The sequence below is a fragment of the Thermophagus xiamenensis genome (assembly GCF_900112795.1).
Classification (GTDB): domain Bacteria; phylum Bacteroidota; class Bacteroidia; order Bacteroidales; family Marinilabiliaceae; genus Thermophagus; species Thermophagus xiamenensis.
Genome location: NZ_FONA01000033.1, coordinates 1 through 18,068, shown reverse-complemented (window position 1 = coordinate 18,068; position 18,068 = coordinate 1). Strand labels below are relative to the sequence as shown.

Genomic DNA, 18,068 nt, shown 5'->3' with positions numbered 1-18,068 from the left:
TAACTCTGGTAACGTTCTTTCCATTTCTGATATTTCGTCCTGGGTGCTTTTATTTTTAAATATTTGCACATCAACATAAGCTGCCCATAGGCCCACTCTACCGATTCCCACAACAATTTCTGATCTGTTGGATATCTCATCGAACTCTCGTAGCAAGTGGCATCCATCATTATTTGGTCACATCCTTCCATGTAAGGACGCCAATAGGCTGCTAAGACCTTCTGAGTTTCCTTGATATCCAGTTTTTTCGATATCTCACAACGGATTTGGCTTACTATCTTGTAGTTTTTTATATACTCGCCTTTCTCAAGAAAGGTCTGGCAAAAAAATTGATAATAGATATTTCCATTGAACTGCTCTATCAGCCTTTTATCTGAACAGCCCGAATAATGTTTAAGAAACATTAACGCTATTTTCCCTCGGGGGGAAAATATACTGGCCGGTCCTTTCTTGTTTTCCCGCAACTTAAATATTCGTACCAGATCGTCCCACGGAATGGCTGTGTATATCTTTCCAAGGTCTGTCTGTAAAAACTGATTGTAGAGTAAATGAAAATTATCTTCAACAGAAAATAACGGAAGTGTTGCTTGAAAATTCGGAATTCTTTGTACCTTTACCACTGCTTGAAAAATTTTGAACCCCGTTTTTAGGCAAATGTGCCTAATTTCGGGGTTTTTTGTTTGCTCAAAGATAGTGATAATAGCTTTTCCGTCAAAGAAATAGAGTATTTCGGAATTTCCCTTGATAAACTTTAGGCAGTTGAAACGAGCATGGCGTCTTTTGCTTCCAAAGGAAATGTATAAATTTTGTTGAGCCATGCGAGTTCTATCCAACCAATAACATAAGTAATATTTATACGTATGAAACGAACATGACCGCCTTAAGTTTGTCTCAACAAGAGCAGGTATAATCTTATAGTAATGCGATTTCCATCAGACCAATGAATTAGAATTATTTTATACGGATATTATGAAGATTAAATAATTCTTTATTAAAAGAACCTTCAGTAAATCTTCATTTTTTTCGTTGGAAACCTCTGGATAATAGCTTATAAAGGATCAGTAATATGAGTCAAATTTAGATTTTCCTGCCAATTTAATTAATATGAAAGGAGAAAAGAGTTGACTAATAAATAGTAAGGCAACGATCTAAGAGGATTTGCCACATGTTTATAAAAAGCAATAAAAACCCGCCCGACCCGAAATCATTATTTTTCCGGGTCGGCACAAGATAGATTTTAAGATACTTATGTTTTAGTAAACAGCTATAGAACTAATTTATAGCCCTTACCATGCACATTGATGATTTCAACAGCAGGTTCATCTTTTAGATGTTTTCTTAATTTGGTAATATAAACATCCATGCTTCGGGCATTGAAATAGTTATCGTCTACCCAAATGGTTTTAAGGGCGAAGTTGCGTTCCAACACTTTGTTGGCGTTATTGCACAACAACTTTAATAATTCGGATTCTTTAGTCGTAAGTTTTACTATCCTATCCCCATCGATGAGCTGTTGTTTTTGAGTGTCAAATTTGTACTTACCAAGCTGAAAGACTTCCTGGTTGGCAAGGCCTCCTTTAGTTCGACGTAAAATTGCTTCAATTCGGAAAAGGAGTTCTTCCATGCTAAAAGGCTTGGTCAGATAATCATCCGCTCCGATCTTAAACCCTTGGAAAATATCTTCCTTCATCGACTTTGCGGTAAGGAAGATAATGGGGACATCGGTATTAACCATCCGAATTTCTTTGGCAAGTGTAAAACCGTCCTTTTTGGGCATCATGACATCAAAAATACAGACATCATATTTTTTGTTCATGAATGCCTCGTACCCTTGTTCACCGTCGGGCAGAAGGTCGGTTTCATAGCCTTTGGCTTCGAGATATTCACGAAGCAACATTCCTAAGTTCTCATCATCTTCGGTCAGGAGAATTTTATATTCTTTTTCCATTCCTAGGTATTTTAAAAGGTAAAAATATTTCAAACTTTGTTCCTACATTCAATTCGCTTTCTACAGTAATCGTGCCACCATGATCTTCTACAATTTTTTTTACGTACGCTAAGCCCAAACCAAACCCCTTGACATTATGAATATTTCCGGTTGGAACACGATAAAACTTTTCAAAGATACGTTTTATATTTTCTTTTGAAATACCCATTCCATTATCTTGAATAGAGATGACTACTCCATTTTTGGGTCGGTTCCAGGTTTTAATTTGAAAAACTGGCTTGCCGCGCCGATATTTAAGGGCATTATCCAGCAAGTTATGAATAACATTTGTAAAATGCACTTCATCGACATAAACCGTCGGATTTTTGGCTTCCAATTTTTCTATAATTTGTCCGTCTTTGTTTTCAACTTTGAGTTTAAAGTTATTGGTTACATTGGAAATAAGCTCATTGATATTAACCTTTTTGATTTTTAAATTGCCATTTCCTTTTTCAAAGATAGCCATTTGTAGGACTTTTTCAACCTGAAAGCTAAGCCTTTTACTTTCGTCTTGAATGACATTTGATATATGTTGCAGATTATTAGGACTTTTGGCTACCGATGCGTCTTTTAACATTTGTGAGGCTAAAGATATTGTAGAGATAGGAGTTTTGAATTCATGGGTCATATTATTGATGAAATCATTTTTAATTTCATCTAAACGTTTTTGTCTGACAATGATGACGAGTGTCAAGATTGAAGCCAACACCATGATAATTGTAAAAATAGCACTGGGTAGTACCATTCCCATTGATTCCATAATGTAGTTTGGTCTTTCAGGGAAATAAAGCTGAATGTGGTTGGCTTTTGGGTGAAGATCATTTGGGAACAAATATTTTTGGTATATTTTGTTGGCTTTATTTTCGTCAAATCCAACTGTTGACATAACTCGGTTACCTCGCGAATCTACGATTGAAAATTCATAAGGTAATCTGATTCCTCTTTCTTCGAATTCTTTCAACAAAAAAGCATCTACCAGTTCACGATCAATTCTTTTTTCGATGGGGATATCGTCAAAAAGATCTTTAAGTAGCCTTTTTCGTTGTTCTTCCATTTTATTGCGTACCTGGTGCTGGATATTGTTAAAAGCAATTTCCAGGGGGTCCATTGCTTCCGATTTGTTGAAAATCATAGGGGTCGTTTCCCTGTAAGAAAAAACCAGAGAATCTTCCCGGTATGTTGAGAATTCGGTATTCATTTTCGACCCTTGAATAAAAAAGTCGAAGGTAATATCTAATTGAGGGACCTCGCTTTGCTGAAATTCATCGTTTTGGTTTGAGAAATACTTATTTTCCTTTCGCAGATTTTCTGGTAAATTGTTGATCGGATTTAGCTTTAGTTGAGCTCCCAATCTTGATGTCTCATTCATTTCCAGTCGGGCAATGACCTGATCCATCGCTTGCCGAACCGTTTGATCGAAATGCACCTCCTTAATTTTGGTGGCATTTTTTATCCACAGAGTCTGAATGTATATCAGGCCGGCTAATGTAAAAGCTATGATGATGGTCAATACCCAAATGAATTTCCTGCTCATGCTACAAAAATAATGGGTTGAACGTGAAATTCCCTTTGATTAACATTAATTAACTTTAATGCTTGATATTCAGTTAATAAAGGTTTTTTATTTTCATTGAATCGGCATTTGACGAAATTTGTATGACCGTGAATGTTTGATTGAAAAATAATATATTCATGTATGTTCATTGGATTAATCAAGTATCAATATAACAATGAAATAAAAAAATAATTTTAATAAAAACCATAAAAACTCATCCAGGATAGCCAAGATAAAAATTTTTTGCTGGATTTTGACATTCAAAAGCCAATTAAATTATTGCGTTTTTTGTGGAATTGAATGCATTTGAAAAAACGTTGTGATAATGGAAAGCCTCTATATTTTAAGCCGTTTATTTAAGAAATTTGAGTTGTTTTAAATAGTTTAAGTTGTTTTGCCCAACTAAAATTTCACTGTATAGGTTTAAAATATTTAGGAGGGGTTGGTTAAGTGTTACTAAGATAAAGAATCTGATTGAACATTTTCCAGTGCCTCGTTAGCGGCATTTTGTTCAGCTTCTTTTTTCGAATATCCTTTTCCCAGGCCTGAAATTTTATTATTAATGACTGCTCTGGCAATAAAAACGGTATTTTTTTCTTCTTTTCCTTTATATTCTTCGGTAATAAATTGAACGGGACATTTGTTTTTTTGTCCCCACTCGATTAGTAAGGATTTATAATTTGTATCGTTTTCAACGATTTCTTTTAAATCAAGATATTTGGTGAGAATACGATCTCGGATAAATCTTCGGGAACTACCATATCCTTTATCCAGGAAGATAGCACCAATGATTGCCTCCAAAGCATCACCAAGGATATGAGTTTGAGAAATGTCACCCGGGGGATGAAATTGAATCCATTGCTGGAGCCCCATTTCCAAGGCAATTTGATTTAAATTGCTGCGGCTAACAATTCGAGACCTTGTTTTTGTGAGGAACCCTTCGTCTTCGTGGGGGAAAAGCAAGTAAAGTTCTTGGGCAACAACAGCACCTAAAATGGCATCTCCGAGGTATTCCAGGCGTTCGTTATTAAAGGATTTATTTTTGGAGAAACGCTTTTCAGCAGATTTATGTACCATAGCTTGATAGTACAAATCTGTATTACCTGGTCGTATGCCTGTAATTGAATTTATAAATCTATAAAACTTTCTTCCCTTACGGGAAAAAAGTTTTATAGATTTTAATAGCGGTATCAACACAATTTAATTCAATGCTTTAAATACCACACATGCATTATGTCCACCAAAACCAAAAGTATTGGACATTGCCACCTTAATATTTCTTTCCTGCGCCTTGTTGGGCGTTAGGTTGAGCTTCGCATCAATTTGCGGGTCAACTTCAAACAGGTTAATGGTAGGCGGCACAATACTATTTTTAAGCGCCAAGATAGAAGCGATGGCTTCGACAGCGCCAGCAGCACCTAAAAGATGGCCTGTCATCGATTTGGTGGAACTAATGTTAAGCTTATACGCGTGATCGCCAAAGACCTTTTGAATGGCAAGAGGCTCAGCGATGTCTCCCAGAGGTGTGGAAGTTCCGTGAACGTTAATATAATCCACATCTTCGGGTTTAAGATTTCCGTCTTTTAATGCATTTTCCATTACTTTTTGGGCACCCAATCCGTCGGGATGTGGGGCTGTTAAATGGTAAGCATCGGCAGTCATGCCTGCACCTACCATTTCGCAATAGATGGTTGCACCACGTTTAACGGCATGTTCATACTCTTCTAAAACCAGGGCTCCGGCTCCTTCACCCATGACAAAGCCGTCGCGGTCTTTATCAAAAGGTCTGGATGCGGTTGCCGGATCATCGTTGCGAGTTGAAATGGCCTGCATAGCATTAAATCCGCCTACACCGGCTTCGTTAATTGCTGCTTCCGATCCACCGGTAATAAAGATATTGGCTTTACCTAATCGAATGAGATCAAAAGCACTGGCAATAGCATGTGAAGCTGAAGCACATGCAGAAACCGTCCCATAATTGGGGCCTCTTAATCCATACTTCATAGAAATATGTCCGGCAGCAATGTCGGATATCATTTTCGGGATAAAGAATGGATTGAAGCGTGGTACTTCATTGTTCTTAACAAAAGAACGTGTTTCGTCGAGGAATGTGATAATGCCACCTATGCCCGCTCCCCAGATGACGCCTGCCATATCCTGGTCTATGGTCTGAGGATCGATGCCGGCATCACGGACTGCCTGCTCAGCCGCTACCATTGCGTACTGAGCAAACAGGTCCATTTTTCTTACCTCTTTACGATCGAAGTAATCGGCAGGATTGTAGTCTTTTACCTCGCAAGCAAATTTCGTTTTAAAATGGGTGGCGTCAAATCGAGTAATGGGCGCAGCACCACTTACTCCTTTTACCAGGTTGTCCCAAAATGTATCGATGGTATTTCCTAACGGGGTAATGGCACCTAACCCTGTTACAACTACTCTTTTTAACTCCATAACTGCTTTTAAAGTATAACTCTTCCTTTACTGATTACTTTGCATTCTTTTCAATGTAAGCAATGGCGTCACCCACTGTACCGATATTCTCTGCCTGATCATCCGGAATAGCGATATTAAACTCTTTTTCGAATTCCATGATCAGCTCTACAGTGTCAAGAGAGTCAGCACCCAGATCGTTGGTGAAACTGGCTTCGTTGGTAACTTCTGTTTCGTCAACTCCCAACTTGTCTACAATAATTGCTTTAACTCTTGATGCAATGTCTGACATAGCTTTAAATTTTAAGTTAATAATAGAAATTTGGTTTTAAAACAACTGTGCAAAGAAAAAGATTTGCCTAAAATAAATCAAATATTCATCCAATGAAATTAGTTTTAAGGGTTCTTTTTTCTAATTTTGACCGGGCAAAAGTACGAAAAAAATATCATATAATATATTGAAAATGAAGAATATTGTTTTGTTTGCATCAGGTTCCGGGACTAATGCAGAAAATATTGCTCTTTTTTTTAAAAATCGTTCAGATGTTCAGATTTCTTATATTTTAACCAATCGTAGAGATGCAGGGGTTTTAAAACGTGCTAAAAGGTTGGGAATTAAGACAAAAGTGTTTGATAAGGACGACTTTTTTTATTCGGACCATATATATGATTTTCTGAAAGAGGTTTCACCGGATCTTATTGTTTTAGCGGGTTTTTTGTGGTTAGTACCGGCCAAAATTGTAAAAGGATTTACAGGTAAAATAATTAATATCCATCCGGCACTTTTACCCAAATATGGTGGAAAAGGTATGTATGGCGAAAATGTTCACCAGGCGGTGCTTCAAAACAGAGAAAAAGAATCGGGCATTACCATTCATTATGTGAATGAACGTTATGATGAAGGGGATATAATTTTTCAGGCCCATTGTTCTGTTGAAAGCAATGATACACCAAAAACATTGGCGGAACGCATCCATCAATTAGAATATCAACACTTTCCTCGAGTTATTGAGGAAATTCTTGAGCAACAAAAACAGAATCGGGCCGAAGGTGGTGTGAATGGGTGAGACTGTCGAGTTGCGCTTTCCACGGTCGGATATATCTTAGGTATTCTGTCAGGTTTTCTTCATGAATGGGATCCACCGGTGGTGCTTCAATGGTGAGTGGATCAATTGGTTTCCCGTTTTTATAGACTCTGAAATCGAGATGTGGACCAGTCGCCAGCCCTGTTGAACCAACGTATCCAATTAATTGCCCCTGGGTTACGGTCATCCCTTTTTTAAGTCCCTTGGCAAAACCGGATAAATGCATGTAAACAGTTGTATAGACGCTGTTGTGACGAATTTTTATATAGTTTCCACCGCCTTTGGTATCCCAACCTTTGTGTATCACTGTTCCATCGCCAAGAGCATATACGGGAGTGCCGGCCGGCGCAGCATAATCAATACCATGATGAGGACGTCTGATTTTTAATATGGGATGTAAGCGGCTATTACTAAATCGGCTACTAATGCGTGAAAATTTTAAAGGTGCTTTTAAAAATGCTTTGCGAAGGCTAGAACCTATTTCATCAAAATAAGACTTAATGCTATCTTGCTCGTATAAAAAGGCATAGTATGGTTTTCCTCTGTGGTTGAAAAACGCCGCATGAATTTGGTCAATTCCAATTGAAACACTATCAATATATTGTTCATCGTAAATTACTGTAAAATGGTCTCCTTTTTCCAAGCCAAAAAAGTCAACGGTCCAGGCAAAAATATCTGATAAATCAAGAGCAAGATAGGGTGACAGGTGATTTTTATTTATGGTGTTCCACAATGACGATTCAATAACCCCCACGGTGCTTTTTCGTTTTAAGGTAATTTCTTTTTTCCCTAAATAAACGGTTGAGTCGCCTTGTAGCGACATTACCAAGTATTCTATAGGGTTTATTTCATAAACAAACCAGACCGGTGTTTTTATCGAATCTTTTCTTTGGTAGAAAAGTGTATAGGTATTTCCAACTTTAATTTTTCTTACATCGAAAACCTTTTTAGAAGTTATTGCCAGATTATGAATAACGGAGTAATCCACATGATAGGAAGAAAGAATACTTGCCAGGTTTTCGGCATACCTAACCACGTTTTGCTCTATTTCAAAGGAATCTTTTACAAAGCCATATAACGTTTCTGGGGGATGTGACGGAACCACATTTAAATCAATGCTGTCGGCCATTTGGGTGGTGTCCGGAGTGCTGATTCCACTAAATTGACGTCGACACCAGAAAAAGGAAAACACAAGGATTATAATTAGAATGATCCCTGCAATATATTTTTTTTCATGCCTTTCTAGGTTTAATATTTTATTTGGGGACAACATTTGTTGGGGTTACCAGCCACTAATTTTAACTTAATAGATTTTGTTTCTCAGATCACTTAACGAATAAAATTATTAGACCAATGAGTTAGTTAGATATACTAATGAAATGTGCATGACCATGAATCTTTGTCACAAAAAAAATCTATGTAAACATTAGGCCATGCACGTTTCATTCGGGCCATAACAAACTTCTATAACATTTTCGGTTAAAAACTGCAATCACAATGTGATGGTAAATTTAATTGTTCATGCAGCTTCCCAATAACTATTTAAACCTTAAGGCAGGGAATTTAAGGCCGAACATGTTTATGAAACAACAATATTAATGATTTTACCGGGGACGATAATTACTTTTCTTACTGTTTTACCTTCCAACCATTTATTTGCGGCTTCGTGTTCCAGGGCAGCTTTTTCCAATTCTTCTTTTTTTGCGTCGGCCGGCATTTCAAGTTTAAATCTCATTTTTCCATTAAAAGAAACCGGATAAACAACTGTGTCATCTTTTAAATATTGGTCATCGGATTTAGGCCATGGAGCATCTATAATAGAACTGGTATGGCCTAAGAGGTGCCATAGCTCTTCTGTAATATGAGGTGCAAAGGGTGAAATCAAAATGAGCAAAGGTTCCAATATCTCGCGCTTATGACATTTGAGTTCTGAAAGTTGATTTACGCATATCATAAAAGCGCTGACGCATGTATTGAAAGAAAATCGTTCAATATCTTCTGTGACCTTTGCAATGGTTCGGTGTAATATTTTTAATTCGTCACGGTTAGGCTTGTCGTCCGAAACCAATAATTTGCCTTCCCGATCCGTAAAGAGCCTCCATGTTTTTCTGAGAAATTTATGCACACCATCGATACCATTAGTGTCCCATGGTTTGGATTGTTCGAGTGGGCCTAAAAACATTTCGTACAACCTGAGGGTGTCTGCCCCATATTGTTCAATAATATTATCCGGATTGACTACGTTAAACATTGACTTAGACATTTTCTCAACGGCCCACCCGCAAACATATTTATTTCCTTCTTCAAGAACAAACTCTGCATCTTTATATTCCGGGCTCCACTTTTTAAATGCCTCAATATCCAATATGTCATTGTGCACTAAGCTGATGTCTACATGAATAGGGGTGACATCATAATCCTTTTTCAAATTGTACGATACAAAAGTGTTAGTTCCTTTGATTCTGTAAACGAAATTGGACCTACCCTGTATCATTCCCTGGTTAACGAGCTTCCGGAAAGGTTCGGGTTTGCACACCACGCCTAAATCGTAAAGGAATTTATTCCAGAATCTGGCATAAATAAGATGCCCGGTAGCGTGTTCTGTCCCACCGATGTAAAGGTCCACATCCTGCCAGTATTGATTGGCTTCAGTACTTACGAGTGCCTGGTCATTATGTGGATCCATATATCTGAGGAAATATGCCGATGACCCGGCAAAACCCGGCATGGTATTAAGTTCTAATGGGTAACCATCTTTCGTTTTCCAATTTTTGGCTCGGCCCAGAGGGGGTTCACCTTTTTCTGTTGGCAGGTATTTATCTATTTCCGGCAATTCCAAAGGCAACTCTGATTCATCGAGGGTATAAGGCATGCCGTCTTTATAATAGACCGGGAAAGGCTCGCCCCAATAGCGTTGGCGACTAAATATTGCATCTCTAAGTCGATAATTGACTTTTACATCTCCTATTTTCTTTTCCCGGATAAATTCTTTTGTTCTTTCGATGGCCTCAGGAACCTTCAGTCCATTCAAGAACCCGGAATTGATAAGATAGCCTTCTTTTGAATCTTTGGCATCGTCCCATTGCGATACATCAGCCGGTTCTTCCCCTTCAGGAACCACAACCTGAATTATAGGCAAATTAAAAGTACGGGCGAAAGCAAAATCCCGGCTATCATGAGCAGGTACTGCCATAATTGCGCCTGTTCCATATCCGGCCAATACATAGTCGCTTATCCAAATGGGAACTTCTTTATTATTTAGAGGATTAATGGCATAGGCACCTGAAAATACCCCTGTCATTTTTTTTACTTCAGATAGTCGTTCCCTTTCAGTTCGTTTTTTTGTATCGGTTATATATTTATCTACTTCAGCCTTTTGTTCGGATGTAACAATTTTACCTACCAATTCGCTTTCGGGTGCCAAAACCATGAAGGTAACACCGAAAATTGTATCAGCCCGTGTGGTAAAAATCTTCATTTCAACATCTGAATCCTTAACGGGGAAAATTATTTCCGCACCCTCAGAACGACCAATCCAGTTTCTCTGAATTTCTTTAAGAGAATCAGACCAGTCTATGGTATCCAGGCCTTCTAGTAGTCGCTCTGCATAAGCAGAAATTCTGAGTGACCATTGTCGCATTACTTTTTGCTCAACGGGATATCCACCACGTATAGACACACCATCTTTAACTTCATCATTGGCCAAAACGGTTCCCAGTTTTGGGCACCAATTTACCATTGTATCAGCGAGGTAGGCTATACGGTAATTTAAAAGAACTTCTTGTTGTTCTTTTTCACTCATGTTCAGCCATTCCTCAGCCGTGAATGAAAGCTCTTTGGTGCATGCGGCATCTACGTCTTTGGTACCGGAAGTTTCAAATTGCTTTATTAACTCTTTGATCGGCAGTGCTTTGTTGGCTTTGTTGTCATAATAATGATGGAACATCTGGATAAATGCCCATTGTGTCCATTTGTAATATTTGGGGTCACAGGTTTTAACTTCCCGGTTCCAATCATAAGAAAAACCGATTTTATCGAGTTGCTCCCGGTAACGTTTTATGTTAATTTCGGTTGTAATAGCCGGATGTTGTCCAGTTTGAATGGCATATTGCTCAGCCGGTAAGCCGTAGGCATCAAATCCCATAGGGTGAAGAACATTATATCCGGACGAACGTTTGTATCTGCTAAAGATATCAGAAGCTATGTATCCTAACGGATGCCCCACATGAAGCCCGGCGCCCGAAGGATAGGGAAACATGTCAAGAACATAATATTTCGGACGATTTTTGTCTATGTCTACTTCATAAATCTTTTGGTCTTTCCAAAATTGTTGCCACTTCTTTTCAATCTCTTTAAAATTGTATTCCATATCGCAGTTAAGAATATTTATTTTGTTTTAAACCAATATCATCGCCGAGGGGTTAAAAATGCGAAAATACAAAAAGTTTAAGAACATTTGTTCGAGTAGGCGTTTATTTGCAATCTGAAAAAAGGGAATTTAAATTAAATGTTATTTTCTTATGGGGTACCTTAAAGGCCACATCTCTAATTTGGATTGTTGATTGCACTGTGGGGCCAGTATATTTTCAATGACATAACGTTTGGCCTCTCTTTTTGTAATCCGGCGCATCCAGCCGACTCGGCCAGACAAATCTGCACCTAAGCCGGTATTGCCATACTCTATAAAAATAGCCGTTTGATCACGGTTTGTTCCACTCCAGTTGGCCCATCCTTCAGGATGAATGTGGTCATCCATGTAACAGTTCAAGAATGCAACATTGGCATAATCGCGCCAAGGTCTTCCCAAATAGACACTCTTAACTGAATCTGCAGCAGTGAGACGACAGTTAAGAAATACAAAGCCAAAATCTTTCCACTCCGGTGTGCTGGCAGCAGTAATATAGGAATTACTCAAACTTCGAATTTCGCAGTTTTCGAATAGGACGGTTGCCTCGCCGAAGATGAAATCGGTTGTTCCTTCAAAATAGCATTCGTTAAAATAAATACGGCTGTTTTCTCCAGCCCCATAGAAGGTATCCTGATGCCCTAGTATTCGACAATTTCTGAAAAAGGCTCTGTCGCCGACTACATGAAGGGCCACTGCCTGTCCAATGGGACCGGCTGTATTTTGAATCGTCAGATTTTCTGCATAAAAATCATTGGCTTCAACTTTTAATGTATAGGTATAAAAGGTACTGTTTCTTCCTTTTCCAATTTTTTTAAAGTGGTCATCCCACGAAATAATAGTTGTTTGAGGATCTTCGCCGATTATCGATAAATGCGTATTGAAAGCGGGGATTCTTATTTTTTCATGATATATGCCTTTTTTTAAGTAAATGATAATTTGTGTGTCAGGAAAAGCTTTGACACTGTAAATTGCCTCTTGAAGCGATTTAAAATCGCCTGTTCCGTCTTTGGCTACTGTTATCCGGGTTTGAAATGAGGCACCGAAGGCTATGTGTTGATAAAAAAATAACAGAGATAAAATAAAAGTATGTTTCATAGAGCTTAAGTTTAAATTTGTTTTTTTTGAAAATTGTTGTCAATTGGTTTTTCAAAAATGTAAAATTTACCTTTTTTATTTGGTCTTAGGCTTTGAATTTTTCTAAATTTTTTGTCGGATAAATTTAAATAATCAATTGACTTAAGAGGCTTGCATAATTATTCGACTGCAAAAGTGTTTGAGCTAAACCCATTGGTAATTGCTGACTATGGATTGAAATTCGTTGAAGAATTTACTTTTCATCCGTATAAAATTTACTTACTTCATTGATATATTGGTTTTTAAAAGTAGTCATTAGTGGTTTGTCGTTAGTCACTAGTTATTTAACACTAACCACTTGTTGACTAATGACTAATCACTTCTTCTGCCTGTGCACTTCTGCCTTTGTCTTTTATACATGTTCTTTTGTGGCGAAAGCCGCCATGCTCTTTTCATCCGTTTTTACTTAAGTTATTGGTTGGATGGAACTCGCATGACCTTAAGTTTATACATGTTCTTGTTGTGACAAGCGTTCCTGGTCATGCTCGTTTCATTCGGGTTTAACAAAACTTCTTATTTAAGGTACGAATATCGTTAAAAAACTGATTTTTAGTAATAGTAAACGTCCATGCAAAAATTTAATTGACGTATTTTTGCGTCATAAGATTTTGTGACGTATCTTTGCGTCAAATTTATGGAACTATGGTACTTGCCAAAACGACTTTATTCGATTCAGAATTACAGGAAGCGGCTTCATTTTTCAAGGCTTTGGGCCATCCGGCTCGTCTTCATATTTTGCGGTATCTGTCCGAAACCAAAATGTGCATAACAGGGGATATATCTGATGAGTTGCCTCTTGGTAGAACAACTGTTAACCAGCACTTGGCTGAGCTTAAAAAAGCAGGCCTTGTGAAAGGACACGTTAGCGGTAAGCATACAAATTATTGTCTTAATCCCGAAAAAATTAAGACCCTAAAATTGATTTGTGATTCCTTCCTAAATACTCTTGAAACGGATGATCTTATTTGTGGGGAGACATCCTGAGAATTTTTTCCGTTTTTAATCAATTACTTAAAAATAATCTTTATGAAAATCCTTATTCTATGTACCGGAAACAGTTGCCGAAGCCAAATGGCTCATGGTTTTTTGCAATCTTTTAATAAAGATTTGATTGTAGCATCGGCCGGGACGGAAGCATCCGGTAAACTTAATCCTAATGCTGTGAAAGCTATGAAAGAAGTGGGTATTGATATTAGTCACCATACTTCCGATCCTGTTGATATGTATTTAGATGATGAGTGGGACTATGTTATTACTGTTTGTGGGGGCGCAAATGAAAATTGTCCTGCCTTTCTGGGCAAAGTTAAACATCGATTACACATGGGGTTTGATGATCCTTCACATGCTACCGGTACCGATGAATATATTTGGGGCGAATTCATTCGGGTTCGGGATGAAATAAAAGAAGCTTTTTATAAATTTTATAAGGATGAAATAGAGCCTCAATTATGAACTTGCAAGATTTAAAACTTATTGTAGTGGCAAATTTAATTAATCTTTAGTAGGTCAACTCCAACCGATTAAAATAATAACTCAGGGAAAAGAGTCTTTAAGGAATAACTTATTATTAGTTTGAATTAGTTGATGAGAAAACTTTAAATGAATATTGAGAAATGGGTACAAAGAAAATAGGAATTTTTGAAAAATATCTGACAATTTGGGTAGCCCTGGGGATTTTGGGGGGTATTGGTATTGGACATCTTGCCGGCGATTCCATTGAGATTATCAGTAATTTGGAAATTGCTAAAGTAAATATACCAGTTGCCATACTTATTTGGTTGATGATTTATCCGATGATGCTTCAGGTCGATTTTTCCAGCATAAAAAAAATAGGTAAACGACCTAAAGGGGTGGTACTGACGTTGGTAGTTAATTGGTTAATCAAACCATTTTCGATGGCATTTTTTGCCTGGTTATTTTTTTCAAAGCTTTATCAGGCTTGGATTGATCCCTCAATGGCTGGGGAATATATTGCCGGGGCTATTTTGCTGGGAGCGGCGCCCTGTACGGCTATGGTGTTTGTATGGTCTTATTTGACTGACGGGGATCCTAATTATACTTTGGTTCAGGTTTCTGTTAACGACCTTATAATATTGGTTGCCTTTGTTCCGATAGTTGGATTTTTATTGGGCATTACCAATGTGACCATTCCTTATGACACATTGGTTGCCAGCATTGTGACTTTTGTCGTTATACCGCTGGTAGCGGGTGTGCTAACTCAAAGAGCATTGCTAAAAAGGCACGGCGAGGAATGGTTTAAAACTGTGTTCCTGCCAAAGCTAAAGCCGGTAAGTATTGTGGCTTTGTTGGTAACTTTAGTGTTGCTGTTTGCTTTCCAGGGTCAAAATATTGTTGATAATCCCTTAGTAATATTACTTGCTGCAGTCCCATTGGTCATTCAAACCTATTTTATATTTTTCATTACCTGGTTTGCGGGGCGACGACTTAAATTGCCTCATCCAGTATGTTCACCTGCTGCTATGATAGGTGCCAGTAACTTTTTTGAACTGGCTGTAGCTGTTGCCATATCTTTGTTTGGATTACATTCGCCTGCCGCATTGGTAACTGTTGTGGGGGTATTAGTAGAAGTTCCGGTGATGTTATCGTTGGTAGCGCTGGCCAATAAATGGAAGTATTAATACTTCGTTGAAAGCCAAAATTGATTTGTAATAGATTTTAAGGCTAGAAGAAAAATGTAGCCTTTAAATTTTAATTTCTTATATGTCGCTTAAAAAAGGCTCTGTTTTACCAGGCCTTTTTTTATGGTATGTAATATAACAATGATGAAGAATTAAAAAATAAGTTTATTGCCAGGCCATAGATTAAAATCCATTTCCCCGAAACTAAGTTTTTGTTAGGTTGGTGGAATTTGTATGTCTAAACATTTTATAATAGCGGCAAAAGTCGCCATTCTTAATGTTGTGGGCAGCATATTGAAATTAATTTTTTTTAGGATACGGTATTGAAGGTCGATTTTATTCCGACCAAAATTTTACTCAAGGCTTTTCAAATGGAAATCAGGTAATCTCCGATATTTTTTCGTATGACCTACACTTTTTTTAATGAGTGGGAGCGGGGAAGTAGGCACAATAAGATTATGTATTTTTTTTATTAAGCTGTGAATGATTAATGAGACCCTTGATCTTTAAATTAAACTAAAAAACGGATATTTTAATAACCGAATAAAAATTCTTTATTTTGTACAGGGCAATGAGGTCTGCCTTTAACCGCCAAAATGGCTGATGACTTCTACTTTAGTTTAATTATTTGAACATAAAATCGGTATGATTAAAACAATTCTCATTGCCGGAATTGGAGGTTTTGTTGGAACTGTATTCAGATATTTGATTTCCCGTTATGTGCAAATAACTGTTGCTTCAACTTTCCCTTGGGGTACTCTAATTGTAAATATAGTAGGGAGTTTTTTGATAGGATTATTTTTTGGTATTGCAGAAAAAGGAACGTTTATGTCGCCGGAGTGGCGCCTTTTGTTAACGGTTGGTTTTTGTGGCGGCTTTACTACGTTTTCCACGTTTTCTAACGATGCATTATTGCTTTTGGAAAACAGAGAGGTTTTCCGTTTTGTACTTTATTCTGGCTTTAGCTTCTTTTTAAGTCTGATGGCTGTGTTTTTGGGGCGAGGCTTAACCAAAATTATCTGAAATGGAAAAGAAAAGTAGTGCTACATTGTTAAGAATTTTTATAAGTTCAACGGACAAAGATGGTCATCAACCATTATATGAATCTCTTGTTTTTAAAGCCCGCGATGCCGGTTTGGCAGGTGCTACCGCAATAAAGGGAACATTGGGTTATGGTTCCAGTTCAATTATTCATTCTTATAAATTCTGGGAAGTGACAGAAAAAGTTCCGGTAGTTGTGGAAATTATTGATCAAAGGGCTAAAGTTGAAAGTTTTTATAATAGTATTAAACCTATTCTTGAAAAAATGCGATATGGATGTTTGGTATTATGTGAAGATATAGATGTTTTATTCCATAAAACCGGGGAGAAAAGTAGAGTTTAGGTTGTAATATAAGTTTAGTGAAGAGCTGAGAATGTGCAATTTTCCTTGGGGGGGTAGAAGACTAACATTATCATGGATAGTCTATAATAAATAATTGGTGGATTTTTTTATGTATAATGAGTGTTTTTTGTTGGTGATGACGTTCTTTTGCGCCATCCCATTGATAAAACGTTATGACCCAAAAAGGCTGACCTCTAAATTAATCTAAAACACTTATTAGAACTTATTAGAGGACAGCCCGATTATAATTTCAAGTTATTCTATTGTTATCTTTGTGGTCTTGGCGGCCTTTGATTTTGTCGTTGTTCCATTAGTTTGGTGTATTTTTCTTTTTGCTCATTAGTTAAAAGTTCCATGACTTTTTCTTGAAGTTCTTTTCTTGACTCTTCCATCTCTTCTCTCATTTTTTCCCGGTCATTTTTGCCACTTTCCATGTTGGCCTTCATTTCTTCCATTTGAGCCAAATGCAATTCTTTAATTTTGGCTTTTTGCGTATCGGTTAACGAAAGTTCTTTTGCCAGATTATCCACCATTTTTATGATTTGAGTGGAATCGGGAGCCATTCTACGTTCTTGTGGTCTTCTGTTTTGTGCAGAAACATTTGTTACTGAAATCATTAAAATAGTAATCCCAATAAGAGCAGTAATTTTTTTTTATCCGTTTCATAATTTAATTTTTTAGTTTTTGAATTTTGTTTGAATCAAATATATGGCTGTTACAAACAGGTAAGAAAAGATTTCAATGTATAATAGGAAATCATTGACGTATAGGGTGTTTTTATCTATGAGAAATAATTTAAAACAATGAAAAAGGAACAATATTGAGTAATTTGCAAATTAAGATTGTAATGAATCAAATAGTTCTTTTACCTAAGGGGCCGATTATTTGTACCTCATCTTTTTGTTAGATTTGAAGGATGGACATTATAAAAAGTATTGATATAATAAATGAATGAGGTTTGATGAATGCACAAAAAATTCTATATTTGCGGCACAATTGGGTCCCGTAGTTTAACTGGATAGAACGTAGGATTCCGGTTCCTATAGTGGGGGTTCGAGTCCTCCCGGGATCACAATTATTTTTTGTAATTATTTCTAATTTATTAAATTACAACCGATGTCCATAAAAATTTGGACAACATTTGGCCGATTTTAATTTAATTTGACATTCTTCATTCTTATAATTTTGACTTTCTCTTATTGAGCACAACATTCTCTTATCCAACGCAATTCATGTGATTTTTAGTTGTAAATTTATTAGTAATTATTATTTTAAAATCAGGGGGAAATAGTGGTTTATCTATAATTTTCATTTTTAGCCATAATAAAATAATAATTATTGGTTTATAGGATGGTAGTGTTTAAATTAGTGTGTCCGGATAAAGATCTATCTCAGTTTAGTTAGTATTGCAAATTTAATTTTTTCTTTTTCCTGATTTGATAAATA

The 18,068-nt window shown here is 37.0% G+C and carries 16 protein-coding genes, 1 tRNA gene and 1 riboswitch; of the genes, 7 read left to right on the top strand and 10 right to left on the bottom strand.

The features are described 5' to 3' along the window. The 6 genes from BM130_RS14630 to BM130_RS14605 all read right to left on the bottom strand — a co-directional run. The coding region (locus tag BM130_RS14630) for a transposase (protein WP_175560433.1) at positions 1–620 on the bottom strand (620 nt) is incomplete at its 3' end. Between the two features lie 644 nt (positions 621–1,264). Further along, complete coding sequence (gene rprY / locus BM130_RS14625) at positions 1,265–1,948, bottom strand: response regulator transcription factor RprY (RefSeq protein WP_010528639.1); 684 nt, start codon at positions 1,946–1,948, stop codon at positions 1,265–1,267. Next, positions 1,932–3,521 (bottom strand): sensor histidine kinase, encoded by a 1,590-nt coding sequence (locus tag BM130_RS14620; protein ID WP_010528638.1) that lies wholly within the window; start codon positions 3,519–3,521, stop codon positions 1,932–1,934. The genes rprY and BM130_RS14620 overlap by 17 nt, the downstream gene beginning before the upstream one ends. 477 nt (positions 3,522–3,998) lie before the next feature. Further along, positions 3,999–4,739: a ribonuclease III gene (gene rnc / locus BM130_RS14615; protein WP_029626718.1), complete on the bottom strand. Its 741-nt coding sequence runs from the start codon at positions 4,737–4,739 to the stop codon at positions 3,999–4,001. A gap of 3 nt (positions 4,740–4,742) precedes the next feature. After that, on the bottom strand, positions 4,743–5,993 hold the full coding sequence (fabF, locus tag BM130_RS14610; RefSeq protein WP_010528636.1) for a beta-ketoacyl-ACP synthase II: 1,251 nt from the start codon (positions 5,991–5,993) through the stop codon (positions 4,743–4,745). Between the two features lie 34 nt (positions 5,994–6,027). After that, positions 6,028–6,264, bottom strand: a complete 237-nt coding sequence (locus BM130_RS14605) for an acyl carrier protein (RefSeq protein WP_010528635.1) — start codon at positions 6,262–6,264, stop codon at positions 6,028–6,030. A 172-nt stretch (positions 6,265–6,436) separates the two neighbouring features. Between BM130_RS14605 and purN the strand changes: the two genes are divergently transcribed. Beyond that, positions 6,437–7,039, top strand: a complete 603-nt coding sequence (purN, locus tag BM130_RS14600) for a phosphoribosylglycinamide formyltransferase (protein WP_010528634.1) — start codon at positions 6,437–6,439, stop codon at positions 7,037–7,039. On the opposite strand, the gene BM130_RS14595 is transcribed toward purN, so the two are convergent. From BM130_RS14595 to BM130_RS14585, 3 genes are all read right to left on the bottom strand, one after another. Continuing rightward, on the bottom strand, positions 6,978–8,249 hold the full coding sequence (locus tag BM130_RS14595) for a M23 family metallopeptidase (RefSeq protein ID WP_237706174.1): 1,272 nt from the start codon (positions 8,247–8,249) through the stop codon (positions 6,978–6,980). The genes purN and BM130_RS14595 overlap by 62 nt on opposite strands. A gap of 387 nt (positions 8,250–8,636) precedes the next feature. Beyond that, the gene (gene leuS, locus BM130_RS14590) at positions 8,637–11,426 is read right to left on the bottom strand and encodes a leucine--tRNA ligase (protein ID WP_010528632.1); all 2,790 of its coding nucleotides are present in this window, start codon (positions 11,424–11,426) and stop codon (positions 8,637–8,639) included. Between the two features lie 141 nt (positions 11,427–11,567). Continuing rightward, complete coding sequence (locus BM130_RS14585) at positions 11,568–12,560, bottom strand: pectinesterase family protein (RefSeq protein WP_010528631.1); 993 nt, start codon at positions 12,558–12,560, stop codon at positions 11,568–11,570. 681 nt (positions 12,561–13,241) lie between these two features. Here BM130_RS14585 and BM130_RS14580 point away from each other — a divergent pair. The 5 genes from BM130_RS14580 (at position 13,242) to BM130_RS14560 (ending at position 16,622) form a co-directional block, all read left to right on the top strand. Then, a complete protein-coding gene (locus BM130_RS14580) occupies positions 13,242–13,583 on the top strand; it encodes an ArsR/SmtB family transcription factor (protein ID WP_010528630.1) in 342 nt (113 codons plus the stop codon). A 42-nt stretch (positions 13,584–13,625) separates the two neighbouring features. Then, complete coding sequence (locus BM130_RS14575; protein WP_010528629.1) at positions 13,626–14,051, top strand: arsenate reductase ArsC; 426 nt, start codon at positions 13,626–13,628, stop codon at positions 14,049–14,051. Between the two features lie 161 nt (positions 14,052–14,212). Continuing rightward, entirely contained in the window at positions 14,213–15,238 is a 1,026-nt protein-coding gene (gene arsB, locus BM130_RS14570) for an ACR3 family arsenite efflux transporter (RefSeq protein WP_010528628.1), read from the top strand. 558 nt (positions 15,239–15,796) lie between these two features. After that, a riboswitch (Fluoride riboswitch) is annotated at positions 15,797–15,858 on the top strand. 25 nt (positions 15,859–15,883) lie between these two features. Then, positions 15,884–16,261 carry a fluoride efflux transporter CrcB gene (gene crcB / locus BM130_RS14565; protein WP_010528627.1) on the top strand — a complete coding sequence of 126 codons (378 nt, stop codon included), beginning with the start codon at positions 15,884–15,886 and terminating at the stop codon, positions 16,259–16,261. Between the two features lies 1 nt (position 16,262). Then, positions 16,263–16,622: a DUF190 domain-containing protein gene (locus BM130_RS14560; RefSeq protein ID WP_010528626.1), complete on the top strand. Its 360-nt coding sequence runs from the start codon at positions 16,263–16,265 to the stop codon at positions 16,620–16,622. Positions 16,623–16,888: 266 nt separating this feature from the next. Here BM130_RS14560 and BM130_RS14555 read toward each other — a convergent pair whose 3' ends face one another. Beyond that, positions 16,889–17,239: a DUF4890 domain-containing protein gene (locus tag BM130_RS14555; RefSeq protein ID WP_029626716.1), complete on the bottom strand. Its 351-nt coding sequence runs from the start codon at positions 17,237–17,239 to the stop codon at positions 16,889–16,891. A gap of 382 nt (positions 17,240–17,621) precedes the next feature. Between BM130_RS14555 and BM130_RS14550 the strand changes: the two genes are divergently transcribed. Continuing rightward, positions 17,622–17,694, top strand: a tRNA-Arg gene (locus BM130_RS14550). Positions 17,695–18,068 lie beyond the last annotated feature (374 nt).